Genomic DNA, 25,441 nt, shown 5'->3' on the forward strand with positions numbered 1-25,441 from the left:
GGTTCGGCCCGGTCGGCGCCCGCCGGGTCATCCCCGGTCATGCCGGCGCCGACCGGGCCGAACCCGGTCGGACCGCCCGCCGGGCGGCCCGGTACCCGCTCGCCGATCCGGCAGCGGGTGCCCGGCGCGAACCTGCCGGCCACCCCGCCCGCCGGCCCGGCCGGACCGGCCACCGGCGGACCGCTGATCGGCGTACCGGCGGACCCGTCGAGCGTCCGGGCCCTGGTCGAGGCGTTCCAGGACGGAGTACGGCGGGCCGAGGGCGACGTCGACCACGCGCCCCCGGCTGCGGAACGGCCCCGGCTCAGCCGCCGGGTGCCCGGCGCGAACCTGTCCGTCTCCCCGGCGCAGTCCGTGCCCCCCACCAGCTCCGACCCCGGCGACCCCGTCGAGGTACGCAACCGGATCAGCGAGTTCGAGGCGGGCGTCGCCCGTGCTCTGCGCGAAGTCAGTACCGACCGCCGCTACGAAGAGGACCCATCACGGTGACCAGCCCCTTCCTCCACGAGAACGTCGAACAGAGCACCACCGGCGATCTCAGCCCCGAGGCACGCACCTTCAACTGGCTGCTCGACTCGTTCACCTCCAGCACCGCCGGGGTGATGGAGGCGATCGCGGTCTCCTCGGACGGGCTGCTGATGGCCATGTCCGCGATCAAGGACCGGTCCAACGCGGAACGGCTCGCCGCCGTGGTCTCCGGCATGACCAGTCTCGCCGGGGGCGCGGCGAGCTGGTACGCGCTCGGCGCGCTCAACCGGGTGATCGTCGACATGGCCGAGGGATACCTGCTGATCAGCGCGATCAGCAGCGGCTCGGTGCTCGGCGTCGTCGCCGACCGCACGGCGAACCTGGGCACCGTGGCGTACGAGATGACGCTGTTCGCCGGCCGCGCCGGCGGCGCCCTGAGTCCGCGCCTGATCGCCGAGCTGAAGAACGCCGTACAGCAATGATCCCAGGGGCCGCCGGCGCGGACCCGGAGCCGGAACCCGGCGTCCGGATCCGCCCCTTCCTGCACGCGTCCGCTCCGGTGCCGGAGCCGGACGCGGGCGACGGGGAGCCGACCGGCCCACGCCCCTTCGTGCTGACCTCCGGACGGGTGGACGGCGACCCGGCGATCGGCCTGGAGACCCAGGTCACCGCTCGTCCGGGCAGCACCTCGTGGGCGGTGACCGCCCGGTTGGCCCCGGAGCTGGCGGCGATCGTCGCGATCTGCGCCGAGCCCGTCTCGGTGGCCGAGATCTCCGCCCGGACCCGGATGCACTTCGGGGTGACCCGGGTGCTGGTCGGCGACCTTCGCGCCGCCGGCCATCTCGACGTGCACGTCGCGGACGTCGACGACGCCCTCGATCCCGACATCATCCTGCGAGTGATTGATGGACTCCGTGCGATCTCCTGAATGGCCGGCGGCCGCCACGGGTGGGCCGGCCGCCAACAGCGCCCCGAGCCGCTACGGCGGCCCGGCGCCGCTGATCGGCCGGGCCACGCCACCCCCGCCCACGCCGCCGCTGCCGTACCTGCCGCCGGGTGTGCCGCCGGCCGAACCTGCCCCGATCGTCAGCCGGGTACCGGCGCCCCGGCCGCCGATCCCGGTCAAGATCCTCATAGCCGGCGGGTTCGGGGTCGGCAAGACCACCACTGTCGGCGCGATCTCCGAGATCGCGCCGCTGACCACCGAGGCGGAGATGACCACCGCCGGCATCGGCATCGACGACCCGGGCGGGGTCGCCGGCAAGACCACCACCACCGTCGCCATGGACTTCGGCTGCGTGACCATCGACCGCAGCCTGAAGCTCTACCTCTTCGGTACGCCCGGACAGGCGCGCTTCGGGTTCATGTGGGACGACCTGGCCCGGGGCGCGCTCGGCGCGCTCGTGGTGGTGGACAGCGCCCGGCTCGACGACTGCTACCCGGCGATCGACTTCTTCGAGCGGTCCGGTCTGCCGTTCGCGGTGGGCGTCAACGCCTTCGACGGCCGGCTGGCCCTGGACCTGCCGTCGATCCGCTGGGCGCTGGCGATCGGCGAGCACGTGCCGCTGGTGCAGTTCGACGCCCGGGACCGCCTCTCGGTACGGGACGCCCTGCTCGTCGTCCTGGACCGTGCGCTGGACCGGGCCACCCGATCCCGGGCAGGCTGAACTCGCAGTCGTTTCGATCCGTTGTCTGGCGAAGGGGTGGACGCCATGAGAGGTGATCTGGACGAGACACTGGCCCGGATGGCACGGCGCGAGGAGGCGCTGCGCCGCCGGGCGCCGATGCCCGGCGAACCGGCCGGGACGCCCGAGCGGGACGTACCCGTGGAGGCGGCGGACGAGCCGGGCGACGAGCGGGCGGGACGCGGCGCGTACCGGCTGCGCGGTGGCGAGGCGCCGGTTCGGCGTGACCCGGTCGAGGAGGTCGCCGAGGCGGTCCGGCGGGTGGTGGCGGAGCACCCCGGGCTGGCCGTGACGCTGCGGGTGGAACTGGGCGAGCAGGCGTACCCGCTGCGGGTCTCCTGGTCCGGCGCGGCGGTGACGGTGGGCCCGGCGGCGCCGCCCGCGCCGCCGCCGGCGTGGCCCATGTCGGTGAAGACGGTGCCCGCGCCCGGCCACGACCCGCTGGAGTCCGACCCGGCGGCCCGGCTGGCCGAGATGATCCGGCGCGACCCCTCGCTGCTGGACGATCCGGGTTCGCGCTGACCCGGCACCCGATGATCGGGGCGGCTACTGTCGGCGGGTGGCCGAACCCGACCTGACCCTGACCGCGACGCTGCGGCCGGCCGCGCTCGACGCCCGCCGCGGCGTGGTGCGCCTGCATCCCGAGGTGCTCACCGCGCTGGCGCTGCGCCCCGGCGACCCGGTCCGCCTGACCGGCCGCCGGGTCACCGCCGGCATCGCGGCCGCCGCCGAGCCGAGCACCAGCGGCGCCCTGCTGCACGCCGACGACCTGCTGCTGGGCAACCTCGGCCTGCGGGCCGGCGGCCAGGTCACTGTGAGCCCGCTGCCGGCGACCCCGGCACGTCGGCTCACCCTCTCCGGCCCGGCCGCTGTGGTCGCCGCGGTCCCGCCGGAGATGCTGCGGCTCGCGCTGCTGGGCAAGGTGGTCACCGCCGGGGACGACGTCTCGCTGCTGCCGCAGGACGTGCTGCCGGACGCCGCCGTGCGCGGCCTGATCGAGGCCGCGCGGCGCAGTCTGGCCAGTTCCGTCGGGTACGCCTGGACGAGCACGCTGCTCACAGTCGTGTCGGCCGAACCGGCGGTCGGCGCGCTCGTCACCATGGACACGGTGGTGGGCTGGGAGCACGGCGCCGCCACCCGCGGCTCCGGCCCGGCGTCCTCGGCCTCCCCCGCGCGGTTCTCCGCCCCCGCCACGCCGCCCGGGACGGAACCCGACGGGGACCTGCTCGGTCCGGAGGACGCGCCCGACGTGGACGAGCTGCCCGGCCTGCGCGCCCAGGCCGAGGAGCTGACCGAACTGCTGGATCTGGGCTTCCACCACCGCGAGGTGCTGGGCCGGCTCGGCACCACCGTGTCGCTCGGTGTGCTGGTGGAGGGCCCGGCGGGCTCGGGCAAGTCCGCGCTGGTGCGTGCCGTCGCCGCCCGGGTCGGCGCGGGCGTACGGCCGCTCTGGGCGCCGGAGCTGGCCGCGCTCAGCAATGACGCGGCGGCCCGCCGGCTGCGCGAGGCGGCCTCGGCGGTACGCGCCGGTGGTCCCGCCGTGCTGCTGGTCACCGACGTGGAGTCGATCGCCCCGGCCGACGAGCCGGGCCCCCTGGCCACGGTGTTCCGCCAGGTGGTGGCCGAGACGCTGCGGGCCGGTGCCGCTGTGGTGTGCACCAGCGGACGCCCCGAGGCGGTCGATCCGGCGCTGCGCGGCCCGGACCTGCTCGCGCTGCGGATCACCGTGCCGCTGCCCGACGCGGCGCTGCGCCGGGAGCAGTTGACGGTGCTGACCCGTGAGGTGCCGCTCGCAGGTGACGTCCGGCTGGACGAGGTGGCCGCCCGTACCCCCGGGTTCGTCGCGGCGGACCTGGCGGCGCTGATACGCGAGGCAGGGGTACGCGCGGCGCTGCGCCAGAAGACGGCGGAGACGCCGACGGTGGCGATGGCCGACTTCACCGCCGCGCTGGAGGTGGTCCGGCCGACCACGATGTCCGCGTCCACGCTGGAGCTGGCGTCGGTGACGCTGGACGACGTGGGCGGGCTGCACGAGGTCAAGCAGACGCTCACCGAGTCGGTGCTGTGGCCGCTCACCTATCCGGACACGTTCGCCCGGCTGGGCGTGACGCCGCCGCGCGGGGTGCTGCTCTACGGTCCGCCCGGCTGCGGCAAGACCTACCTGGTGACCGCGCTGGCCGGGTCCGGGCGGGCGAACGTGCTGTCGGTGAAGGGCGCGGAGCTGCTCTCGAAGTGGGTGGGTGAGAGCGAGCGGGCGGTCCGGGAGCTGTTCCGCCGCGCCCGCCAGGCCGCACCCACGCTCGTCTTCCTCGACGAGGTGGACGCGCTGGCCCCGGTACGCGGGCAGGCCACCGACGGCGGTACGACCGACCGGGTGGTGGCGGCGCTGCTGACCGAACTGGACGGGGTGGAGGCGCTGCGCAACGTGGTGGTGGTCGGCGCGACCAACCGCCCCGAACTGGTCGACCCGGCGCTGCTGCGTCCCGGCCGGCTGGAACGGCTGGTCTACGTGCCGCCGCCGGACGGCCCGGCGCGTACGGAGATCCTCCGCGCCTCGGCCCGGGACGTCCCGCTCGCGCCGGACGTGGACCTCGACGCGCTCGGCGCAGAGCTGGACGGCTTCTCCGCCGCCGACTGCGCCGCGCTGATCCGGGAGGCGGCGCTCGCAGCCATGCGGGAGTCGCTGAGCGCGAGCACCGTGACCGCCGCGCACGTCGAGGCGGCCCGGAACCGGGTCCGCCCCTCCCTGGACCCGGTGCAGCTCGCGCACCTGGAGTCGTACGCCACGGGCCGGTCCTGACGAACCGGCCCGCCTCCGGTCAGCGCTCGTCGCGGCGGCGGGCGGCCGGGCGGCGGGGCCTCTCCGGGACACGGCGGCGGCGCTCGGGTTCGCGCTGCCCGCGTGCCGTCCGGCTGCGGGCACGCTCCGGCTCGGTCAGGACCGGCTCGTCGGCGTACTCGTCGTCGTCGAAGTCGTTGCCCTCGTCGTAGGCGGCGTACTCGTCGTCGGCCGGCCCGGCGTCTCCCCGCTCCTCCCGGAGCGCGGTCTCGTGGTCCTTGACGACCTGGGAGTCCTCGATCTCGCCGCGCCAGCCCTCGACCGCGTCCGGGTCGAGCACGGTCCGGGTCATCACGTGCCGGACGAAGTGCTTCAGCTCCAGCCGGACCCGCCGGCCCTGCGCCCGCCACAGGTTGCCGGTGTGCTCGAAGAAGCCCTGCGGGTGGTACTCCAGCACGACCAGGATCCGGGTCAGCTCCGGGGCGACCTCGTGGAAGCTGACGGTGCCGTCGACCGAGCCCTTCTCGCCCTTCGACCGCCAGTGGACGAGCCGGTCCGGGATCTGCCGGACGATCGTCGACTCCCAGCTCCGGTGCGACCAGAGCACCTGCGCCTTCCAGGTCATCTTCTCGTCGGCGTCGCAGTCGGCCTGCTCGACCTTCTTCATGAAGCTCGGGAAGTCGCCGAACGTCGTCCACTGGTTGTAGGCGACCCGGACCGGCACGCCGACCTCGATGGTCTCGACGATGTTGGTGACCTTGAGCTTCTGGCCGCCGTCCCGGCCACCCTTGCGACCGAACGCCGCCATCAGCTTCTCCTTACCGCCGGCCAGGCCGGCATGGAACATCGCCCTCACCGGGGAGGCGCCCTCGGCGAGCCGTTGCGCGCCGGTGGCGGCGGCGACCAGGCCAGGGTCGCCGCCCTGCTTCGCGTACTCGCTCAGCCGCCCGGTGGCGTCGGTGACCCGTTCGGTGACCACCTGCACGGCCCGCTCACCGAGCGCGGAGGCGAGGTTGCGCAGCTCACCGCCGATCTGGTCGCGGGCCCGGTCGGCCAGGCTGCCCGTCGCCACGGCTCACCGCCCCCGATCGGCTCGGGCCGGCACCGGCGCGCCGGGCTGGTCGTCCAGTTCCTGCTCCTCGTCCGGCGCGGAACGCTCGGCGCCCGGCCCGGAACGGTCCTCGTCCGACGCGGAACGCCCGGCGTCCGGCCGGCCCGTACCCGCCTTGCGGCGCAACGCACCGGCGCCCTCACGCAGTCGTCCGCCGATGGCGTCGATGCCGTTGCCGGCGGCGGCGGTCGCGGCCGCGCGGCCCGCGGCCACCAGCGGCGGTGCCAGCCCGCCGAGGTTGCGCAGCTGCGGGTTCGCGGCCATCAGGTCCGCGCCGAGCTGCTTCAGGCCGCCCGGGCGCCGGCTGGCCCGCCCGGCGGCGACCGCCGCGGCGAGCGTCAGCGCGGTACGCATCTTCTTCCGGCGACCCAGCAGGTAGCCGAGACCGACGGCGAACGCCACCCGTGTTCCGCTCTTCATCCGCTCTCCTCCGCGCTCCCCGGGAAAGTCAGGGCCCGGAGACGCGGGCAGTACCCGTCACCCCCTCGGCAAAACACTTCCGTGCAAGCACGAAACCACCCACCGAGGCGACTCTGAGCAGGAGAAACGTGATCGGGGAAGGAAGCGGGGTCAGCGGATCGGCAGGGCCGAATCCAGGGACATCCGGGCGTGCAGCACTCCGTCTTCCTCACGCAGTTCCGCGCCGCACTTACGCAGCACCGAGATCGCCCCCGCGTTGTCCGGCGTGGTGTTCGCGACCACCGTGTGCATCCCGGCCCCGGCGGCGACGTGCAGCAACTGCCGCAGCGCCGCGGCGCCCAGGCCCCGGCCCCGCGCGGACCGGCCGAGCCACATGCCGGTCTCCACTGTTCCCGGCTCGTCCCGGCGGGTCATCCGCACCATGCCGACGACCTCACCGCCGGAGACGATCGCGTACATGGCGGTGCCGGTCGGGCCGTTCAGCCCGCCGAGGCTCGCGCGGTGAAACTCGCGGAACGCGTCGCGGCGGGCCAGCGACCAGCCCGCGGGGGCGTCCACCGGAGGCATGACGTCCTCCGGTTCCGCCTCGGCCGCCGCTACGGAGAGCAACGGTTCCAGGTTCCGTTCGTCCACCGGCTCCAGCCGTACAGCACCCGTCACGTCGCGCAGTCTGCCGCGCGTGGTCCGGGTCGTCCACCCCTTTGGGGAGGGATTGCCGCTATGGCCGACCGCCTCGTCCGGTCGTACCCCCGGGGTGTTCCCGCCTCACGCTGCGTTGTCATCCGACCGGTCGTTCCGACGTGAGCGTGCTCACGCCGAAGGGCCGAACTCGCAGAGCACAGCCGAGGCGTCGTCGGTGCGCTTGTGCCGCCGCAGCCGGTCCGGGTGGTCCCGCTCGGCAGCGCGGACCCGGTCGATCAGCCCTTCCGGACCCTCCACGGTCAGCACCTCCAGCAGCCCGGCCCAGTCGAACAGGCCGAACTGGTCGACAGCGCAGGAGGCGCCGTCACTGAGCAGCGCGGCCCGCCGCAGCGCACCCGGACCGCGCAGCGGAAGCGTCCCGGTCAGCGCGTGGTACGCCGCGTCCGGGTCGCTCGCCGCCGCCCAGTAGCCGTGGGTGCGGTTCATCCGGGTCCGCTGCACGGTCGTCGCGCGCCGGAACCGGGTCACCGGGTCGGTCTCGCCGTCCGGCAGTGCGGCGACGCTGCGGCGCAGGTCCGCCACCGCGTCGGCCAGCCGGTCGTCGGTGACCACCTCGATCCCCTGGTCGGTGTCGAGCACCAGCGGGCTGTCGCAGAGCACCAGGTAGTCGACCCGGTCGCCGCTGTGCCGGAGCAGGCAGACGGTGGAGGACGGGGTGCCGGGATGGTCGAGGTCACACGTTCCGCCATGATCGGCCCGCACCGCGAGGATCGCCGCCGCGAGGCTGCTCATCAGCGTGGCGGCGGGGCGGGCCGCGATCGCCAGGCCGATCCGGGCGGCCAGGTGCCGGACGTACCAGGCGGGACCGTGCACGCAGCCGGTGTCGAAGCCCTCGGGCACCGTCGCGCCGTCGAGGACGCCGACGAGCGGGCCGAACCGGAAGACCGCGTCCTCGTTCTCCGGTCGGCCGGGCGCCGGGTCGGAGGCGGAACGCACCCGCATCACCGGCGCCTCCGCGACCGGGCGGGCCGGCCTGCTGCCGATCACGTACCGGCGGTCTGGTGCCCCCATCGTCGGCCTCCGTTCGTCGTCGCGGACCGCCTACCCGGACCGCGGCCGGTCATCCGCCGGCCGACCCGATCGAGGTAACCGTGCGTCATCTTCTCCGGACTTTCGGTAGCGTCGGACGCGACCGGGTCGGTCCCGGCGACAGGGGGTTCGAGATGTTGGAGCGGTTGCACGAGGGCGGCATCCGGGCGGAGCACGCCTACCTCGCCGGGTTCGTCAGCATCGGCCTCTCGGTGACCAGCTGGTTCCTCTCCAAGCACATGGAGCGCGCCGGGGTGGCGCGGGCGGACCGCTGGGGCATCTTCATCGGCGAGTGGGCCCCGACGTTCTTCGCCATCGGCAACGGGTTGCGCACGTACGAGAAGTGACGCCGGTCAGCGGCGCCGGTTACGGGCACGCGACGAGCGCAGCCGACGCAGCCGGCCGATCAGCACGGGCTCGGCGGCGAGCGCGGCCGGCTGGTCGAGCAGGGCGTTGAGCAGCTGGTAGTAGCGGGTCGCGGAGAGCCCGAACGTGTCCCGGATGGCTTGTTCCTTGGCGCCGGCGTGCTTCCACCACTGCGCCTCGAACGCGAGGATCCGCTGCTCCCGCTCGGTCAGGTCGGCCGGCGTCGTGCCTACAGCGGCCGCCTCTGCCGCGTCTGGACCGGCCTGCTCGACCGGCGCGGCGGACTCGACGGGCGGAGCGGCGGGCCCGGCCGTGGCGGGCTCGGCGGGCCGGGCGGACTCCGACGGCTCCGACGGTGCGGTGGACTCGACGGGCGGAGCGGTGCGCGGCGGCGGAACCGTCCCGCCCGCGTGGCGCGTACCCGCTGCCGGGCCGGACCGGTCGACGGCGGCCCGCTGCGAGGCGTCGGCGGACATGGCGCTCCTCTCCGACGGCGGGTGACCGGCACGCGGAGCGCGCCGGCCGGGGGAGCCCCAGCGTAACCAGGGCCGCCCCCGGCCGCATCGGACGCGGGGTCCGCGCCGCCGGCACCGGCCGGCGGCGCGGACCAGGTCAGGCGATGTCCCGCCGGCGCATCGTCCAGAACGCGGCCGCCAACGCGCCCACCAGCGCCACGCCGAACACCACAGCCGACTGCTGCCAGGTGACCACGTACGTCGCAGGCTCGCAGGCGCCCTGGGAGAACTGGCAGGTGTCGTAGTCGAACAGTTCCGCCTGCTTCAGGAACCACGACTGGGCGTACGTGGACAGCACGTACCGGTCACCGAACTGGACCCCGAGCACGGCGACCGCGATCCGGATGCCGATCTCGCTCACCGCGAAGATGCCCACCGCAGCGCCGAGCGCCATCGCCGTGTGCCGGCCGAGCGAGGCCAGCGCGAACCCGACCGCCGCCACGAGCAGCGTCATCCCCAGCGCCCGCAGACCGTCCAGCCCGATCGACTGCCACACTCCGGCGGTCATCTTCGCGGTGCTGCCGCGCTGGCTGGCGATCAGCCAGAACGCCGCCGTCCAGAGCGCGCCGAGCACCACGGTCAGGCCGAACACGGTGGTGAGCAGGGCGGCCAGCTTCGTGCCCAGCACGGTCAGCCGTTTCGGCCGCCAGAGCAACAGGTTCATCATTCCGCCGGTGTTCCACTCGGCGCCCACGAAGGAGGCGCCGACGATGAAGCCGAACAGCGCCACGGAGGCGGCGAACACGGCGATGAACAGGGGGAACTCGGCCCGGAAGTCGAACTGGTACGGCAGGTACCACTTCGCCTCGAACATGTCGGGCTGCGGCTGGTAGTCCTTGCCGCAGTTCGGGCCGTACCGTTCCTCGGTCTTCTCGCCGCGCGCCTGGGCCGCCTCGCACTCCGCGATGGTGCGCTTCCATTCCGTCATCGCGGACTGGTAGTCGTTGTTCGCCTTGGCCTCGGCCTCGGCCACCACGACGGGCGAGAGCTTCTCGCTGGAGAAGCTGAACGCGGTCGCGACGGTGGCCAGGCCGAGCACCAGCAGCACGAGCATCAGCCGGGTCACCCGGCGCTTGCCGAGCCGGCGCAGCTCGGTGACGAACAGGCTCATGCGCCCCAACCTCCTGCGGTGCCGGTCTGGTCGACCTTGGCGGACTGATCGACCTGACGGTGCTGGCCGGGGACCGGCGCGGTGGCGGTCAGTTCGAGGAAGACGCTCTCCAGGTCGACAGCGACCGGGGTGAGCTCGCTGACGTACAGGCCCTGCTCGGCGAGGAGCCGGCTGACGGTGGCCGGCTTGTCCACGCCGGACAGCATCAGGTGGTCCGGCTCGGCGGCCACGTGGACCCCGGCCCGGGTGAGCGAGTCGGCGGCCTGGGGCAGGTCGCTGACCGCCTCCAGGCGTACCCGCACGGCACCCTGGGAGTGGGCCGCGAGCACCTGGTCGACCGGACCGAACGCGACCCGGCGGCCGAGCGAGATGATGGTGACCGAGTCGCAGATGAGCTGGATCTCGCCCAGGATGTGGCTGGAGAGCACCACTGTCATCCCGGCCTCGGACAGCTCCCGCATCAGCCCGCGCATCTCCCGGATGCCGCCCGGGTCGAGGCCGTTCGCCGGCTCGTCGAGGATCAGCAGCTTGGGGTTCTTGAGCAGCGCGGAGGCGACCGCGAGGCGCTGCTTCATGCCGAGCGAGTAGGTCTTGACCCGCTCGCCGGCCCGGTCGCGCAGCCCGACCAGCTCCAGCACCTCGTCCACGCGCTGCTTGGGCAGCTCACCGGCCTGGGCGAGCAGGCCGAGCGTGTCCCGCGCGGTGAAGTGCGGGAAGAACTGCGGACTCTCCACGATGGCGCCGACCTGCCCGGCGACCGCCGGCAGCGCGTGCGGCAGCTCCTGGCCGAGGATGGCCATCCGGCCGCCGTTCGGCTTGATCAGGCCGAGCAGCGTCCGCAGCGTGGTGGTCTTGCCCGAACCGTTCGGGCCGAGGAAGCCGTGCACCTGGCCGGCTTCCACTCGCATGTCGAAGCCGTCGAGCGCGTGGCGAACCCCGCGTTTCCGGCTTCGGTACGTCTTGCGGAGACCTTCGATCTCCAGGACAGCCGACACAGCTGACCTCCCCCGATAAGTAGGCGTCAGCGACACCATACGCGGTATGCACCGGAAGGCAATACCCGGTATGCAGTGTCGGCGCGTTAAAAAGGGGCCCCTCCTCTACCGCAGGCGTTAAGAAGGGGCCCTTCCTTGCACGTCAGGCGCAGACGACGTGGACGCCCGCCTCGCGGAACGCCGCCACCACATCCGGCGACGCGCCGGAGTCGGTCACCAGCGTCTCGACCCGGTCCACCGGGCAGATCCGGGCGAACGCGTGCCCGCCGAGCTTCGACGAATCGGCTATCACCACGACCCGCTTGGCCCGGGCCACCATGAGGCTGTTCATGGCCGCCTCGCCCTCGTGGTGCGCGGCGGCGCCGAGCTGCGGGTCGATCGCGTCCACGCCGAGCAGCGCCACGTCCAGCGTGACCTCGCGCAGCAGCGCCCCGCCGAGCGGGCCGACCAGCTCGAACGACTTCGGCCGGACCACGCCGCCGGCCACCACCACCTTCATCCGCGAGCGCACCAGCAGCTCGTTGGCGATGTTCAGCGCGTTCGTGACCACTGTGAGCTGGGCGCCCTCGGCGCTGGTGTTGAGATCGGGGCGGACGGCGAGCGCCCGCGCCACCTCGGTGCTCGTGGTGCCGCCGTTGAGACCGACGACGGTGCCCGGCGACACGAGCGCCGCGGCGGCGGTGCCGATCCGCTGCTTCTCGGCCGAGTGCTTCGCGGTCTTGTAGCGCAGCGGCAGGTCGTAGGAGACGCCGTTGGCGACCGCGCCACCCCGGGTACGGGTGATCATCTGCTGCTGGGCGAGCTGGTCGAAGTCGCGCCGGATGGTGGCCTGGGAGACGTCGAGCCGCCCGGCCGCCTCCTCGACGCTGACCCGGCCGCTGTCGGTCAGCATCTCCAGCAGCGCGTTCCAGCGCGCGTAGCGGTCCACCGCGGGGCCCTCCCCAGACTGTGCGTGAACGGTGATCGGTTGCGTGCACACTAGTGCGCGAAACTAGGTCCGCGCAAAACCCTGCGCTGCGCGAACGGAGAGACGGTTGCCACGGCCACCCCGTTTCACGCAGAATGACGCGCGAAAGGCGGCCGTATCGCGCCGTATTGCGCAAGGTCTCCCCTGGGGAGGAGTTGTCATGGCGTACGTGCACGCGGAGATCGCGAGCCAGCCCGACTGCTGGCGGGAGGCGGCGCGACTCGCCCCGACCGTCGCCGAGCACCTGCCGCGCCCCGGCGAGCGGGTCGCCGTGGTCGGTTGCGGCACGTCGTGGTTCATGGCGATGGCGTACGCCGGGCTGCGCGAGGCCGCCGGCCAGGGCGAGACCGACGCCTTCCAGGCCAGCGAGTTCCCGGCCGGCCGCCGCTACGACCGGCTGATCGCGATCACCCGCTCCGGCACCACCACCGAGGTGCTCGACCTGCTCACCGCGCTGCGCGGGCGGATCCCCACCACGGTCCTGGTCGGCGACCCGGACTCGGCAGCCGTCGCGCTCGCCGACGCCACGGTCGCGCTGCCCTTCGCCGACGAGCGGTCGGTGGTGCAGACCCGCTTCGCCACCACCGCGCTGGCGCTGCTGCGCGCCCACCTCGGCGAGGACCTCGGGCGGCTGGCCGCCGACGCCGAGGTGGCCGTACGCGCGCCGCTGCCGATCGACCCGGCCGGCATCGAGCAGGTCACCTTCCTCGGTCGCGGCTGGACCGTCGGGCTGGCCCAGGAGGCCGCGCTGAAGTGCCGCGAGGCGGCCACGTTCTGGGCCGAGGCGTACCCGGCCATGGACTACCGGCACGGCCCGATCTCGGTCGCCGCGCCCGGACGGCTGGTCTGGGCGCTCGGCGAGATCCCGGACGGCCTGCCCGAGGACGTGGCCGCGACCGGCGCCGCGTTCGTGCACAGCCGCACGCACGGCTGGCGCACGGTGCTGACGAGCTGGTCGGCCGGCCGCAACCCGGTCGACCCGATGGCCGACCTGATCCTGGCCCAGCGCTTCGCGGTCGCGCTCGCCACCAGCCGCGGCCTCGACCCGGACGCGCCGCGCCACCTGACCCGGTCCGTGGTCCTGGCATGAGCGAACGCACCGAGCGCAGCGAGGGCCGTGAGCGCATGCGCAGCCGGCACGGCATGAGCGAACGCACCGAGCGCAGCGAGGGCCGTGAGCGCATGCGCAGCCGGCAGACGGCATGAGCGCAGGCGACGAGGTCGTCGTCGCGCTGGACGTGGGCGGCACCGGGATGAAGTGCGCCCTGGTCCGGCCGGACGGCACGACTGTGCACACCGAACGGCACGCCACCGACGCGCAGCGCGGCCCGGAGGCGGTGGTCGGCACCATCCTCGACGTTGCCGAAGGGCTCGCCGGCAAGGCCCGCGCCGACGGCCGCACCCCGGTGGCCTGCGGCATCGCCGTACCCGGGGTGGTCGACGAGGCGCGCGGCGTGGCGGTCTGGTCGGCGAACGTGGGCTTCCGGGACGTACCCCTGCGGGAGCTGGCGGGCACGCGGCTGGGACTGCCGGCGGCGCTCGGCCACGACGTGCGGGCGGGCGGCCTGGCCGAGGCCCGGCTCGGCGCCGGGCGGGACGGCGGGCATGTGCTGTTCGTCGCGATCGGCACCGGCATCGCCGCCGCCCACGTGGTCGACGGGTCGGCCGCCACCGGCGCGCACGGCGCCGCCGGGGAGATCGGCCACATCCTGGTACGCCCCGGCGGCCCGCGCTGCGGATGCGGGCGGACCGGCTGCCTGGAGGCGGTGTCGTCGGCGTCGGCGATCGGGCGCCGGTACGCCGAGCTGTCAGGCGCGCCCACCACCGCCGCCCAGGTGGCCGACCGGGCGGCCGCCGGTGAGCCGCTCGCCGTGGAGGTGTGGCAGGAGGCGGTAGAGGCCCTCGCCGACGGACTCGCCACCGGGCAGGCGCTCTACGATGTCTCGACAGTGGTGCTCGGCGGCGGGCTGGCCCAGGCCGGTCCCCGGCTGTTCGACCCGCTGCGGACGGCGTTGCGCGAGCGGCTGACGTTCCACCGCGAGCCGCGCCTGGTCGCGGCCGACCTCGGTGACGAGGCCGGCTGCCTGGGCGCCGCCCTGCTGGCCCTGGACACCCTGGCGAAGGAGAGTCGATGACCCGGCGCGTGACCGGCAAGGTGGTGACCCCGACCGGCGTCATCCGGCAGGGTTGCGTGGAGATCGCCGACGGGCGGATCACCGCTGTCGCCGAGTATCCGTCGGTGCGCGACGGCCACTGGATCGTGCCGGGCTTCGTGGACATGCACACCCACGGCGGCGGCGGGCACACGTTCACCACCGGCGACGCGGAGTCGGCCCGGCAGGCTGCCGCGTTCCACAGCGGGCACGGCACCACCACGCTGCTGGCCAGCCTGGTCAGTTCCCCGTTCGAGCTGATGCGCGACGCCACCGCCGCCTACCGCCCGCTGGTGGAGTCCGGCGTGCTCGCCGGCGTCCACTTCGAGGGCCCGTACCTGTCCGCCGACCGTTGCGGCGCGCAGAACCCGGAGTTCCTGCGCGACCCGTCGACCGCGGAGCTGACCGAGCTGATCGAGCTGGGCGGCGGCGCCGTACGCATGGTCACCATCGCTCCCGAGCGGGACGGCGCCACCGAGGCGATCGAGCTGCTGGTGTCGCACGGCGTGGTCGTGGCGGTCGGGCACACCGACGCCACCTGGGAGCAGACCCGGGCGGCGGTGGCCGCGGGCGCGACGGTCGGCACCCACCTGTTCAACGGGATGCGCCCGGTGCACCACCGCGAGCCCGGCCCGGTGGTGGCGCTGCTGGAGGCCCCGAACGTGGTGTGCGAGCTGGTCGCCGACGGGGTGCACCTGCACGACGGCATGCTCGGCTTCGCCACGTCGGTGGCCGGCCCGGAGCGGGCCGCGCTGATCACCGACGCGATGGCCGCCGCCGGGATGCCGGACGGCGAGTACGAGCTGGGCGGCCAAGCGGTCACCGTGTCCGGTGGGGTGGCCCGGCTCAGCCGTGACGGCGCGATCGCCGGCAGCACGCTCACCATGGACGCGGCGCTGCGGCACGCGGTCGGCGCGGGTGTGGCCCTGCCGGACGCCTGCCGGATGGTCGCCACCACCCCGGCCCGCGCGATCGGCCTGGGCGACCAGGTGGGCGCGCTGGTCGCCGGGCTGCGCGCCGACCTGGTGATGTTGGACGACGACCTGAACGTGGTGCGGGTGATGCGCGGCGGCGACTGGGTGGAGTGATCCGCCCCCGGCGTCAGGCGCTCGGCACCTCGACGCCGAGCACCGCCTGCTCGTCCGGCCGGTGCACGAGCACGTCGGCCAGGTACGACTGCACCGCCCGGCGCATCCCGACGTCCCGCCCGGCCTGCTCGGAGAGCAGCCACTTGTGCTCGATGATCTGGGCGAACAGCTCCTGCGGCTCCAGCTTGTTCCGCAGGTGCGCAGGCACGGCCCGGACCACCGGCTCGAAGACCTCGGTCAGCCAGCGGTGCGCCGCCTGCTGCTCGTCGGTCAGGTCGCTCTCCAGCCGGTAGGCGTCGAGGTCGTTGAGGAGCCTGCGGGCCTGGTTCTCCTCCGCGTCCAGGCCGGTCAGGCGCAGCAGCCGCCGGGTGTGGTAGCCGGCGTCGACCACCTTCGGCCGCACCAGGTAGCGACCGTTGTCGACTGTCGACATGGCCACCTCGGCCACGTCGAAGCCCAGCTCGTTGAGGCGGCGGATGCGCCCCTCGATGTCGTGCCGGGCGGTGCGCTCGACCTGCTGCTCGTAGGTGATCTCGTGCCAGAGCCGCTCGTAGCGCTGCACGACCTCCTCGCAGACCACCTCCGGGTCGATCGACTCGTGCAGCAGGCCGGCGGCCTGGAGGTCGAGCGCCTCGCCGAAGATGTTGACCCGGGCGATCTCCAGGTCCTCGCCGCGCTGGCCGTTCGACAGCGACGGGTGCAGCGCGCCGGTCTCCGCGTCGACCAGGTACGCGGCGAACGCGCCCGCGTCCCGCCGGAACAGCGTGTTCGACAGCGAGCAGTCGCCCCAGAAGAAGCCGGTCAGGTGCATCCGCACGATCAGCGCGGCCAGCGCGTCGAGCAGCCGGTTCATGGTCTCCGGCCGCAGCGTGTTGGAGAACAGCGCCCGGTAGGGCAGCGAGAACTGGAGGTGACGGGTGATCAGCACCGGGTCCAGCGGTTCGCCGTCGTCGGTCTGCCGGTCGGCCACGATCGCGATGGCCTCGACCGACGGGAAGTCGATCCGCTCCAGCGCCCGCAGCAGGTCGTACTCGCGCTCGGCGACCCGCTCGCCGGTCTCCTTCACCGCGTAGACGTACCCGCCGAGCCGGACGAACCGCACGATGTGCCGGGAGATGCCCTGCGGCAGCGCCACCAGGTGTTCGGCAGGCCACTGCTCCAGCGGTGTCGACCAGGGGAGGTCGAGCAGCGCCGGGTCGACGAGAGCCGAGGTGATCCGCACGGCAACCAGTGTGACCGCTGACCCCCGCGCCGCGCTTCCCTTCGTGGTTGGGCACACAGCCGCCGATGCCCGCGCCGCCCCCGCCGCCGCCGGCGGCCGGTAGCGTGGTCGTGTGCGTCAGACCTCGGGGGTACGCGGTGACCTGCGGCTGCGGCCGGTCCGGCCGACCGGGTGGTGGTTCGACCTGCTGCTGCTCGCAGCAGTGGTGGCGCTGACCGTCGCGCTCGCCTCCGGTCACCTGTTCGGCCTCGACCGGGCGGTGGCCGACTGGTCCGACGAGAACCGCCCGGCCGCCGCCCGCTGGGTGGCGATGACGCTGAACCTGCTCGGCCAGGGCACGCCGCTGACGCTGCTCGCGGCCGGGCTGGGCGTGCTGCTGGCGTGGCGGCTGCGCTCGGTGCGGCCGCTGCTGCCGTCGGTGGCCGGGTTCGTGCTCACGTTCTTCACGATCGGCCCGCTGAAGGTGTGGACGGCCCGCCCGGCGCCGAGCGCCTCGGTCAAGGAGCCGTTCCTGTCGCCCGAGCAGACGCTGCCGCTGTTCCAGCACGACCTGCCGGTGCGTTTCGCGCAGTCGTACCCGTCGGGGCACGTCGCCAACTCGATCGTCTGGTACGGCGTCCTGGCCCTGCTGCTGGCCCCGCTCGTGCGCACGCTCGGCCGCACAGTGCCGCCCCGGCTGGTCACAGTGGTCCGGGTGGTGCCACCGGCGGTGGTCTTCTGCACCACCGTCTACCTGGGCTGGCACTGGCTGACCGACTCGGTCGCCGGGCTGCTGCTCGGCCTGCTGCTGGACCGCCTGCTGCACCGGGTGCCCTGGAACAGCCTGCCGCTGCCGGCGCGGCTCCACGGCTGGGCCCGGCCGGCGGAGCATCTCGACTAGCAGTCCGCCTCTTGTCTCGGCGTATCGACACCGGTATACATTTAGCAACCTTAACAGTTAAGTTTGTTAAATGTAGGAGGTGCGCGTGCTGGCGAGACGAATCAGCCGCTGGCTGTCGGCCGGCGCCGCCGGTCTGCTGACCGCGATGATGGCGGTGGTCGTGGCCGCCCCGGACGCCCGGTCGGCCGCCGCCGACGACGAGGCGTGCCGGCCCGACGGGCTCTACCGCACGCCCGGGGTCTCGGTGCCCTACTGCACCGTCTACGACACCGCGGGCCGGGAGAAGATGGGTGCGGACCACACCCGCCGGATCATCGGTTACTTCACCAGCTGGCGGACCGGCCGCAACGGCGCCCCGGCCTACCTGGTGAACCAGATCCCCTGGCAGAAGGTCACCCACATCAACTACGCGTTCGCCCACGTCGACGGCGGCAACCGCATCTCCGTGGGCGACCCCGGCGCCCCGGACAACCCGGCGACGAACATGACCTGGCCCGGCGTGGCCGGCGCCGAGATGGACCCGGCCCTGCCGTACACCGGGCACTTCAACCTGCTCAACAAGTACAAGAAGCAGAACCCCGGAGTCCGCACGCTGATCAGCGTCGGCGGCTGGGCCGAGACCGGCGGCTTCATCGACGACAGCGGCAACCGCATCGACTCCGGCGGCTTCTACCGGATGACCACCACCGGCACCAACACGGTGAACACCGCCGGCATCAACACGTTCGCCGACTCGGTGGTGACGTTCCTGCGCACGTACGGCTTCGACGGGGTGGACATCGACTACGAGTACCCCACCTCCAACAACAAGGCCGGCAACCCGCTCGACTTCGCCCAGGCCGACGCCAAGCGGGCCGGTCTCAACGCCTCGTACCAGGTGCTGATGCGCACGCTGCGGGAGAAGCTCGACCGGGCCGCCGCCACCGACGGCAGGCACTACCTGCTCACCGTGGCCGCGCCCGCGTCCGGCTGGCTGCTGCGCGGGATGGAGTCCTACCAGGCGTTGCAGTACCTCGACTACGTCAACGCGATGTCCTACGACCTGCACGGCGCGTGGAACCACTTCGTCGGGCCGAACGCGGCGCTCTACGACAACGGCGACGACGCCGAGCTGGCCGCGGGCGGCGTGTACGGCGCCTACTCCGGCATCGGCTACCTGAACACCGACTGGGCGTACCACTACTTCCGGGGCGCGCTGCCCAGCGGCAGGGTGAACATCGGCGTGCCCTACTACACCCGGGGCTGGCAGGGCGTCACCGGCGGCACCAACGGCCTGTGGGGACGGGCGGCGCTGCCCGACCAGACCAAGTGTCCGGCCGGCACCGGCGGCTCGATCGGCTCCACCACCCCCTGCGGCAACGGCGCGGTCGGCATCGACAACCTCTGGCACGACCTCGACGCCGCCGGCAACGAGGTGCCCGGCGGCGCCAACCCGATGTGGCACGCGAAGAACCTCCAGGCCGGCATCACCGGCGACTACCTGGCCGGATACGGCCTCACCCCGGCCACCGACCCGGCCGACCGGATCAGCGGCAGCTACGCCCGTAACTACTCGGCCGCGCTGGTCGCGCCCTGGCTGTGGAACGCGGAGAAGAAGGTCTTCCTCTCCACCGAGGACGACCAGTCGCTCGCCGCCAAGGCCGACTACGTCGCGGCCAAGGGCCTCGGCGGCGTGATGATCTGGGAACTCGCCGGCGACTACGCCTACGACTCCGCCAAGGGCCGGTACGGCATGGGCGACACGCTGACCACGCTGCTCTACGACCGGCTGAAGGCCGCACCGGCGTACGGCGCCCGCAAGGCGGGCATCACCATGCCCACCCGGACGCTGGACGTGGCAGTCGGCATGGGTGGTTTCGCGCTCGGCGACAACAACTACCCGATCAACCCCGAGCTGCGGCTGACCAACAACACCGGCGCACCGATCCCGGCCGGCGCGCACCTGGAGTTCGACTATCCCACCACCACCCCGGCCACGCTCAGCCAGCAGTCCGGCTGGGCGCTCACCACTGTCACCACCGGCCACACCGGCAGCAACGTGGGCGGCTTGAAGGGCGACCACAACCGGGTACGCCTCACCGTGCCGGCCGCAATCGCGCCCGGCTCGTACGCCGAGGTGACGCTCAACTATCAGCTCCCGATCTCCGGCCCGGCCAACTTCACGCTCGCCTTCGGCGGCCAGACGTACGCGCTGGCCGGGGACTGGGCACGTGGTGGCGAGGTGGTCACGCCGTCGCCCAGCCCGAGCGGTTCCGTCCCACCCGGCGGGGGCACCTGCACCGCGCCGGCCTGGTCGGCGTCCACCGCGTACTCCGGCGGTGCAACCGTCTCGCACGCCGGACGGACCTGGAGCGCGAAGTGGTGGACCCAGGGCGAGACGCCGGGCAGCGCCGCGGTCTGGGCCGACCAGGGTGCCTGCACGGGCTCCCCGACGCCCACCGGCTCGCCGTCACCCACCGGCGGTGCATGTGCCGCGCCGGCCTGGGCCGCGGGCACCGCGTACACCGGAGGTGCCGTGGTGTCCTACGGCGGACACCGGTGGACCTCCCGGTGGTGGACCCAGGGAGACGTGCCGGGGACCAACAGCCAGGGCGTGTGGACCGACAACGGGCCCTGCTGAACCCGATCCCGGTGCCGTCGGCGGAATCCTGCCGGCGGCACCGGCCGTTCACCCGGGGCACCCGGGCCTCCGGTGTGTGGAACGGCGGGCACGGCGCTCAGCCTGCCGTCCGGATCTCCACGATGCTGATCCGGGTACGGGTGCTGTAGGTCAGCCTGCGGCGGTGGTCGTCGTCCGCCGGCCGCACCGCCACCTGGACGCGGATCTGGGTGCCCTTCGGCAGCTCGACCCGTTCGTCCGGCGTGCTCACCACGAACACCCCGCCGGTGGTCTCCGGGTCGACCGACACCCGCTCCTGCCGCAGCAACGGGGTGTCGTTCTCCGCGTCTCCGGGCCGGGTGTACTCGGCGCGTATCCGGACCAGGTCGTCACGCCGCAACCCGCGCAGGTCGACTGTCGCCTGGATGCTCACCAGCCCGGTCTCCGGCACCGTCCAGTGGTACAGGCCGGTGGCCCAGCGGATGGCGTGGAACCGGTCGGTGGTGTCGAGCGTGTCGCCGGCGTGCGCGGTGCTGTGGAAGGTGGCGATCACGTCCCGCTTGGTCGTCGTGGACGTCTTCTCCCCGATCATCTTCGCGAAGTCGTCGGCGGTGCCGCGGAACGCGTCCGCGTCGCAGGTGTGCTGGCGGCCGATGATGGCCGAATCGGTGAACTGCCAGATGCGCGGCGTCTCCGCCGGCTTGCCGTAGCGCGTCCAGCCCGGGCCGGAGTCCCCGCCGGCCCGCGCGTACGCGGCCTTGAAGTCCTCGGCCACCCGGTACGGGTAGTCGGCGTTCCAGCGCGGGAAGTCGCCCAGGTCGTCGTCGCCGTACTGGCCGCGCGACGCGTACATCACCGCCACCTTGCCGGTGCGTTCCTCCAGTTCCCGGCCCACGTCGACGCCGATGTGCGGGGGCACGTCGTCGGTCGGCCAGCGCTCCAGGTCGATCTGCCAGAAGAACCCGTCGTACGTGCGCCACCAGGGGGAGTGCTTGTCGGCGTAGTCGATGGCGGTGCTGGCCTGGTCCTCGATGGAGACGTCGGAGTGCACCACCACGTACATGCCCAGGAACGGGATGCCCGCGTCCTTCGCGGCGGTGAGCATCACCCCGTAGTACTGGCTGTGGAACGTGCCGTCACGCGACTGTTCCGTGCCCTTGTAGGTCATGAAGTCGATGCCCGCGGCGCGGGCCTCCCGGATCCGGTCGGCCGTCAACCCCCGGTCGACGTCGTAGTCACTGGCGTCCCAGCCGAAAAGCGTCATGTGCGGTACCTCCCGCGTTCGCGGAGAAGACGTTCCCGAAATTGCCGGAGCCGATTCGAGGGCACCATTGCCCGATCGACGCAGAAAGAATCTGATCATCGCCATCGGATAATCGGCACGGAACATTTGCGAACCGCGCTGGCGGGGCGATTCGCTCCCGCTTTGACCTGCGTAAACGACGATACCGAGGGTTCGGCGATCGGCCACCGCTGAACGTCGATTAATTATGCAAATCATTTTCGTCAATTTCGAGCCGGTGGGCACCTGCCGTTCATCTGAGCGCCCTAGGCTGCCGGTGTGGAACAACTGGCGCGGCGACTCGGCGTACCCGATGCGGTGGTCATCGGTCTGGGCTCGATGCTCGGCGCGGGCGTCTTCGTGGTCTTCGCACCGGCCGCGGCTGCCGCGGGCGGTCCGGGCCTGCTGGTCGCGCTGGCGGTCGCCGGCTTCATCGCCTACTGCAACGCGACCAGCTCGGCCCGGCTCGCCGCCCGCTACCCCGAGTCCGGCGGCACCTACGTCTACGGCCGGGAACGGCTGCACCCGTTCGCCGGTTTCCTCGCCGGCTGGGGATTCGTGGTCGGCAAGACGGCGAGCTGCGCGGCCATGGCGCTGACCGTCGGGGCGTACCTGTGGCCGGGGCGGGCGCGGCTCGTCGCGGTCCTCGCGGTGGTGGCGGTGACAGCGGTGAACCTGCGCGGCATCGGCAAGACCGCCACCGCCACCCGGGTCCTCGTCGCTGTGGTGCTCACGGTGCTCACCGTGGTGGCGGTGACCGGCGCGCCGCAGGTGGCGGCCGACCGGCTCACCGCGCCGGCCGGAATCGGGGCGGGCGGCGTGCTGACCGCCGCCGGCCTGCTGTTCTTCGCCTTCGCCGGGTACGCGCGGATCGCCACGCTGGGCGAGGAGGTCCGCGACCCGGAGCGCACCATCCCCCGGGCGATGCCGCTGGCGCTCGGCGCGGTGCTGGCGATCTACCTGACGCTGGCAGTGGTCGCGCTCGGCGTGCTCGGCGCCGACCGGCTGGCGTCCACCGACGCGCCGCTGGTCGAGGTGGTGACCGCCGCCGGGCACCCGGGCCTGGCCTGGCTGGTCCGGGCCGGCGCCGCAGTCGCGGTGACCGGGGTGCTGCTGTCGCTGCTGGCCGGCGTCGGCCGCACCATGCTGGCGATGGCCCGGCGGCACGATCTGCCGGGCGCGCTGGCGGCGGTCCATCCGCGCCACCGGGTGCCGCACCGCGCCGAGCTGGCGGTGGCCGCCGTGGTCGCCGCCGTGGTGACAGTGGGCGACATCCGGGGCGCGATCGGCTTCTCCAGCTGCACGGTGCTGGTCTACTACGCGATCACCAACGCGTCGGCGCTGACGCTCGGCCCGGACCCGGCCCGGCGCGTCCCGGTACGGCTGCTCGCCGCCCTCGGGCTCGTCGGCTGCCTGGTGCTGGCGGTCAACCTGCCGCTGCCGAGCGTCCTCGCCGGGTTCGGCGTGCTCGCCCTCGGCGCGCTCGGGTACGCGGTCCGCAGCCGTCGTCGACCTGCCTGACGCGGCCCGGCCGCCTTGCCGCGGCCGGCAGCCCTTGATGCGCCGGCTGCCCTTGACGCGCCCGGCGGCCTTGACGCGCCCGGCGGCCTTGACGCGCCCGGCGGCCTTGAGGCGCCCGGCGGCCGTCACCGCTGACGCGTCCGGTCACTCCTGCGGGCGGCGTGCGGCGGGCGGGCCGGTGGGTGCCGGCGGCGGCGCGGGCGTGGTCTCCCGGAGCAGGGCGGTCAGCCCGGCCCGCCGGGCCACCACAGTCAGCCGGTCACCGGCCTGGATCACCATGCGGGGGTCGGCCGACCAGTCGGCCTTCTGGTTCGGCCGGGTGTGCGCGAGCAGGCGTACCTCGCCGGGCCGGGCCACCGCGCTCAGCGGACTCCCGTCCAGCGGCGAACCGGCCACCACCGGCACCTCGGTGACCAGCAGCGCGTGCCGGTCGACCGGGATGGTGGCGACCACAGCGCGATCCAGCAGGGCCGCCGCGAACGCCGGTGCGGCCAGATAGGACACGCTGCGCGAGATGCCGATGCCGAACGCCTGCTGGATCCGCTCGGCGAAGTCGCCGTCGAACAGCCGCAGCACCACGCGCAGGTCCGGGTCGAGGGACCGGGCGATCAGCGCCGCTCGCAGGTTCGTCCCGTCGTCGGTGGACACCACCACGAGCGCCTGGCAGGTGTCCACCGAGGCGGACCGGAGCGTCTCCTCCCGGCCCGCGTCGCCCACGATCAGCGGCACCCCCAGCCGGCGCGCCAGCGGGGCGCCGCGCGCGTCCGGGTTCTTGTCGATCGCCACCACCTCGACACCGAAGTCGTGCAACTGCGCCATCACCCGGGTGCCGATGTTGCCCAGCCCGACCATCACCACGTGCCCGGAGCGGTCCGGCTGGACCCGGCCCGCGTGCAGCGCCAGCCGGGCGTTGACGATGCCGTCGACCACCGCGGCCGTGATCAGCGGGATCAACGCCAGCCCGGCCAGGTTGAGCACCACCTGCATCACCTGGGCCGCGACCGGCTTGTTGACGTCCGGATCCTGGCCGGTGAGCGTGGTGACCAGCGTCAGGTAGACCGCCTCGCTCCAGCTCACGTCGGCGGCCCGCGCGTTGAGCCAGCCCAGCGCCGCGATCACCCCGAGCAGCACCAGCACCGCGATACCGATCTTGCGGGTGGCGAAGTGACGGACCGCGCGCAGCAGGACGGCGACCGGCTGCCGGCGCCGCCGCGCCCGTACCAGCCGCCGCGCGGCGACCTCGGTGCCCGCCGGCCGCCCGGTCGCCTCGGCCAGCACCACGTCGGCCGCCGCCTCGTCAGCGGGCAGCACCCGGACCAGGTCCGGATCGGTGGTGACGGCAAGGCCGCAGACCACGTCCTGCTGGCGTACGTCGTCGCGGCGGGCCACGTAGAGCGTGCGCCCCTGGTGCCGGAAGTGGGTCGGCGCCACCTCGCCCAGCGCGGCGGCCACGAAGGCGGGCGCGGCGATCGAGGCGTCCGAGAGCACCGCCGAGTCGGGGAAGAGCTGCCGCAGCCCGTCCGCCAGGTTGGTGTTGAACATCCGCACCACCAGGCGCAGCCGCGACTCGACCTCCTGCGCGCAGAGCGCGGCGTGCATGTTGCCCACGTCGTCCTGGTGCAGCAGGGCCAGCCCGGCCGCGCCGGCCAGCCCGGCCCGGCGGAACGCGGCCTCGTCGAGGCGCTCCGCCGTGACCACACGTACCCCCGGCACGTCCCGGCCGTCGGGGCCCTCGGACCGGCGGCGGCCCGGCACCACGAGCGTGACCCGCACCCGGCCGTCGGCGCTGTCGGTGGCGAGCAGCGACCGGACCACCCAGTAGGCGAGCGGGTCGGAGCCGCAGACCACGTAGTGGGGGCGTTCGTCACCGTTCATCCGGAGCCGCCAGCCGGTTGCGCGGCGCGCGCGGTCGCGCAGTGGCTCGGCCATGTCCGGATCGTAGTCAGCCGCTCGCGATCCGCGCAGCCCCGGCGATCATGAACGCATGGCACGGCCGGGTACGGGTAGAGCACCGCCATGCAGACGTTCCTGCCGTATCCGGACTTCCTGGCCAGCGCGCGCATGCTGGACCAGAAGCGGCTGGGCAAGCAGCGCGTGGAGGCGATCCAGGTGCTGCGCGGGCTGACCCGGCCGGACTACGGCTGGCGCAACCACCCCGCGGTGAAGATGTGGGCCGGGTACGAGGAGGCGCTGACCCGGTACGGGCTGGACATGTGCGCGGTGTGGTGCGAGCCGGGCCGGGCCGACACCTGCGCCGGGACGCTCGCCACCGACCTCGCCGCCGCCTGCGGCATCTCGGTGATCCGCACCCAGGACGAGCTGGCCGCCGCCGGCGAGCTGCCGCCCTGGCTGGGCCGCGACGACCTGCACCGCAGCCACCGGTCGTCGCTCCTGCGCAAGGACCCCGCCCACTATGCACGGTTGTTCACCGACGTCTCCCCCGACCTGGAGTACGTCTGGCCCCCGTCGGACCGCCCCCGCCGCTGCCTGCCGTGAAAGGAAGGGCCCCTTATTAACGCCTGCGGTAGAGGAAGGGCCCCTTGTTAAC

24 protein-coding genes and 1 pseudogene are annotated in these 25,441 nt (G+C 73.5%); 14 read left to right on the plus strand and 11 right to left on the minus strand.

Going from position 1 to position 25,441, the window contains the following annotated elements; all coding sequences use genetic code 11:
- From ABD52_RS06195 to ABD52_RS06220, 6 genes and pseudogenes are all read left to right on the plus strand, one after another.
- Window positions 1–489: pseudogene (locus ABD52_RS06195) on the plus strand (histidine kinase); the annotation flags it as partial.
- On the plus strand, window positions 486–950 hold the full coding sequence (locus ABD52_RS06200; RefSeq protein WP_013288866.1) for a roadblock/LC7 domain-containing protein: 465 nt from the start codon (window positions 486–488) through the stop codon (window positions 948–950). The pseudogene ABD52_RS06195 and the gene ABD52_RS06200, both read left to right, overlap by 4 nt.
- Window positions 947–1,396: a DUF742 domain-containing protein gene (locus ABD52_RS06205; protein WP_013288867.1), complete on the plus strand. Its 450-nt coding sequence runs from the start codon at window positions 947–949 to the stop codon at window positions 1,394–1,396. The genes ABD52_RS06200 and ABD52_RS06205 overlap by 4 nt, the downstream gene beginning before the upstream one ends.
- Complete coding sequence (locus ABD52_RS06210; RefSeq protein ID WP_200905166.1) at window positions 1,374–2,135, plus strand: ATP/GTP-binding protein; 762 nt, start codon at window positions 1,374–1,376, stop codon at window positions 2,133–2,135. Before ABD52_RS06205 ends, ABD52_RS06210 begins: the two co-directional genes overlap by 23 nt.
- Before the next feature lie 45 nt (window positions 2,136–2,180).
- The gene (locus ABD52_RS06215) at window positions 2,181–2,675 is read left to right on the plus strand and encodes a hypothetical protein (RefSeq protein WP_047891118.1); all 495 of its coding nucleotides are present in this window, start codon (window positions 2,181–2,183) and stop codon (window positions 2,673–2,675) included.
- 37 nt (window positions 2,676–2,712) lie between these two features.
- Entirely contained in the window at window positions 2,713–4,953 is a 2,241-nt protein-coding gene (locus ABD52_RS06220) for an AAA family ATPase (RefSeq protein WP_047891119.1), read from the plus strand.
- A gap of 19 nt (window positions 4,954–4,972) precedes the next feature.
- On the opposite strand, the gene ABD52_RS06225 is transcribed toward ABD52_RS06220, so the two are convergent.
- The 4 genes from ABD52_RS06225 to ABD52_RS06240 all read right to left on the minus strand — a co-directional run bounded on the left by ABD52_RS06225 (window position 4,973) and on the right by ABD52_RS06240 (window position 8,176).
- Window positions 4,973–6,004 (minus strand): SRPBCC family protein, encoded by a 1,032-nt coding sequence (locus tag ABD52_RS06225; RefSeq protein ID WP_030272101.1) that lies wholly within the window; start codon window positions 6,002–6,004, stop codon window positions 4,973–4,975.
- Window positions 6,005–6,007: 3 nt separating this feature from the next.
- A complete protein-coding gene (locus tag ABD52_RS06230; RefSeq protein WP_013288872.1) occupies window positions 6,008–6,463 on the minus strand; it encodes a hypothetical protein in 456 nt (151 codons plus the stop codon).
- A 150-nt stretch (window positions 6,464–6,613) separates the two neighbouring features.
- Window positions 6,614–7,123 (minus strand): GNAT family N-acetyltransferase, encoded by a 510-nt coding sequence (locus ABD52_RS06235; RefSeq protein ID WP_013288873.1) that lies wholly within the window; start codon window positions 7,121–7,123, stop codon window positions 6,614–6,616.
- 150 nt (window positions 7,124–7,273) lie between these two features.
- Entirely contained in the window at window positions 7,274–8,176 is a 903-nt protein-coding gene (locus tag ABD52_RS06240) for a hypothetical protein (RefSeq protein ID WP_047891120.1), read from the minus strand.
- A gap of 152 nt (window positions 8,177–8,328) precedes the next feature.
- Between ABD52_RS06240 and ABD52_RS06245 the strand changes: the two genes are divergently transcribed.
- Entirely contained in the window at window positions 8,329–8,541 is a 213-nt protein-coding gene (locus ABD52_RS06245) for a hypothetical protein (RefSeq protein WP_013288875.1), read from the plus strand.
- 6 nt (window positions 8,542–8,547) lie between these two features.
- On the opposite strand, the gene ABD52_RS06250 is transcribed toward ABD52_RS06245, so the two are convergent.
- The 4 genes from ABD52_RS06250 to ABD52_RS06265 form a co-directional block, all read right to left on the minus strand.
- On the minus strand, window positions 8,548–9,036 hold the full coding sequence (locus ABD52_RS06250) for a DUF3263 domain-containing protein (protein ID WP_047891121.1): 489 nt from the start codon (window positions 9,034–9,036) through the stop codon (window positions 8,548–8,550).
- Window positions 9,037–9,172: 136 nt separating this feature from the next.
- On the minus strand, window positions 9,173–10,186 hold the full coding sequence (locus ABD52_RS06255; RefSeq protein ID WP_013475074.1) for an ABC transporter permease subunit: 1,014 nt from the start codon (window positions 10,184–10,186) through the stop codon (window positions 9,173–9,175).
- Entirely contained in the window at window positions 10,183–11,181 is a 999-nt protein-coding gene (locus tag ABD52_RS06260; protein WP_047891122.1) for an ATP-binding cassette domain-containing protein, read from the minus strand. The genes ABD52_RS06255 and ABD52_RS06260 overlap by 4 nt, the downstream gene beginning before the upstream one ends.
- Before the next feature lie 142 nt (window positions 11,182–11,323).
- Window positions 11,324–12,109: a DeoR/GlpR family DNA-binding transcription regulator gene (locus ABD52_RS06265; protein ID WP_013288879.1), complete on the minus strand. Its 786-nt coding sequence runs from the start codon at window positions 12,107–12,109 to the stop codon at window positions 11,324–11,326.
- Window positions 12,110–12,308: 199 nt separating this feature from the next.
- On the opposite strand from ABD52_RS06265, the gene ABD52_RS06270 reads away from it, so the two are divergent.
- From ABD52_RS06270 to nagA, 3 genes are all read left to right on the plus strand, one after another.
- The gene (locus ABD52_RS06270) at window positions 12,309–13,238 is read left to right on the plus strand and encodes an SIS domain-containing protein (protein WP_047891123.1); all 930 of its coding nucleotides are present in this window, start codon (window positions 12,309–12,311) and stop codon (window positions 13,236–13,238) included.
- A gap of 112 nt (window positions 13,239–13,350) precedes the next feature.
- Window positions 13,351–14,283, plus strand: coding sequence for an ROK family protein (locus tag ABD52_RS06275; RefSeq protein WP_013475069.1), 933 nt, complete (start codon window positions 13,351–13,353; stop codon window positions 14,281–14,283).
- On the plus strand, window positions 14,280–15,389 hold the full coding sequence (gene nagA, locus ABD52_RS06280; protein WP_047891124.1) for an N-acetylglucosamine-6-phosphate deacetylase: 1,110 nt from the start codon (window positions 14,280–14,282) through the stop codon (window positions 15,387–15,389). Before ABD52_RS06275 ends, nagA begins: the two co-directional genes overlap by 4 nt.
- A 13-nt stretch (window positions 15,390–15,402) precedes the next feature.
- Here nagA and ABD52_RS06285 read toward each other — a convergent pair whose 3' ends face one another.
- Complete coding sequence (locus tag ABD52_RS06285) at window positions 15,403–16,611, minus strand: DUF4032 domain-containing protein (protein ID WP_047891125.1); 1,209 nt, start codon at window positions 16,609–16,611, stop codon at window positions 15,403–15,405.
- 112 nt (window positions 16,612–16,723) lie between these two features.
- On the opposite strand from ABD52_RS06285, the gene ABD52_RS06290 reads away from it, so the two are divergent.
- Together ABD52_RS06290 and ABD52_RS06295 are read left to right on the plus strand one after the other, a co-directional pair.
- A complete protein-coding gene (locus ABD52_RS06290) occupies window positions 16,724–17,491 on the plus strand; it encodes a phosphatase PAP2 family protein (protein ID WP_047891126.1) in 768 nt (255 codons plus the stop codon).
- Window positions 17,492–17,576: 85 nt separating this feature from the next.
- Window positions 17,577–20,111 (plus strand): glycosyl hydrolase family 18 protein, encoded by a 2,535-nt coding sequence (locus tag ABD52_RS06295; protein ID WP_047891127.1) that lies wholly within the window; start codon window positions 17,577–17,579, stop codon window positions 20,109–20,111.
- A gap of 97 nt (window positions 20,112–20,208) precedes the next feature.
- On the opposite strand, the gene ABD52_RS06300 is transcribed toward ABD52_RS06295, so the two are convergent.
- Window positions 20,209–21,354, minus strand: a complete 1,146-nt coding sequence (locus ABD52_RS06300; protein ID WP_047891128.1) for a hypothetical protein — start codon at window positions 21,352–21,354, stop codon at window positions 20,209–20,211.
- A 297-nt stretch (window positions 21,355–21,651) separates the two neighbouring features.
- Between ABD52_RS06300 and ABD52_RS06305 the strand changes: the two genes are divergently transcribed.
- On the plus strand, window positions 21,652–22,893 hold the full coding sequence (locus tag ABD52_RS06305; protein ID WP_047891129.1) for an APC family permease: 1,242 nt from the start codon (window positions 21,652–21,654) through the stop codon (window positions 22,891–22,893).
- A 144-nt stretch (window positions 22,894–23,037) separates the two neighbouring features.
- Here ABD52_RS06305 and ABD52_RS06310 read toward each other — a convergent pair whose 3' ends face one another.
- Window positions 23,038–24,822, minus strand: coding sequence for a TrkA family potassium uptake protein (locus ABD52_RS06310; RefSeq protein WP_200905167.1), 1,785 nt, complete (start codon window positions 24,820–24,822; stop codon window positions 23,038–23,040).
- An 87-nt stretch (window positions 24,823–24,909) separates the two neighbouring features.
- Between ABD52_RS06310 and ABD52_RS06315 the strand changes: the two genes are divergently transcribed.
- Complete coding sequence (locus ABD52_RS06315; RefSeq protein ID WP_047891130.1) at window positions 24,910–25,389, plus strand: MSMEG_6728 family protein; 480 nt, start codon at window positions 24,910–24,912, stop codon at window positions 25,387–25,389.
- The last annotated feature ends 52 nt before the right edge of the window (window positions 25,390–25,441 follow it).

Origin of the sequence: Micromonospora sp. RV43 (genome assembly GCF_001029515.1) — a bacterium.
Lineage (GTDB): Bacteria > Actinomycetota > Actinomycetes > Mycobacteriales > Micromonosporaceae > Micromonospora > Micromonospora aurantiaca.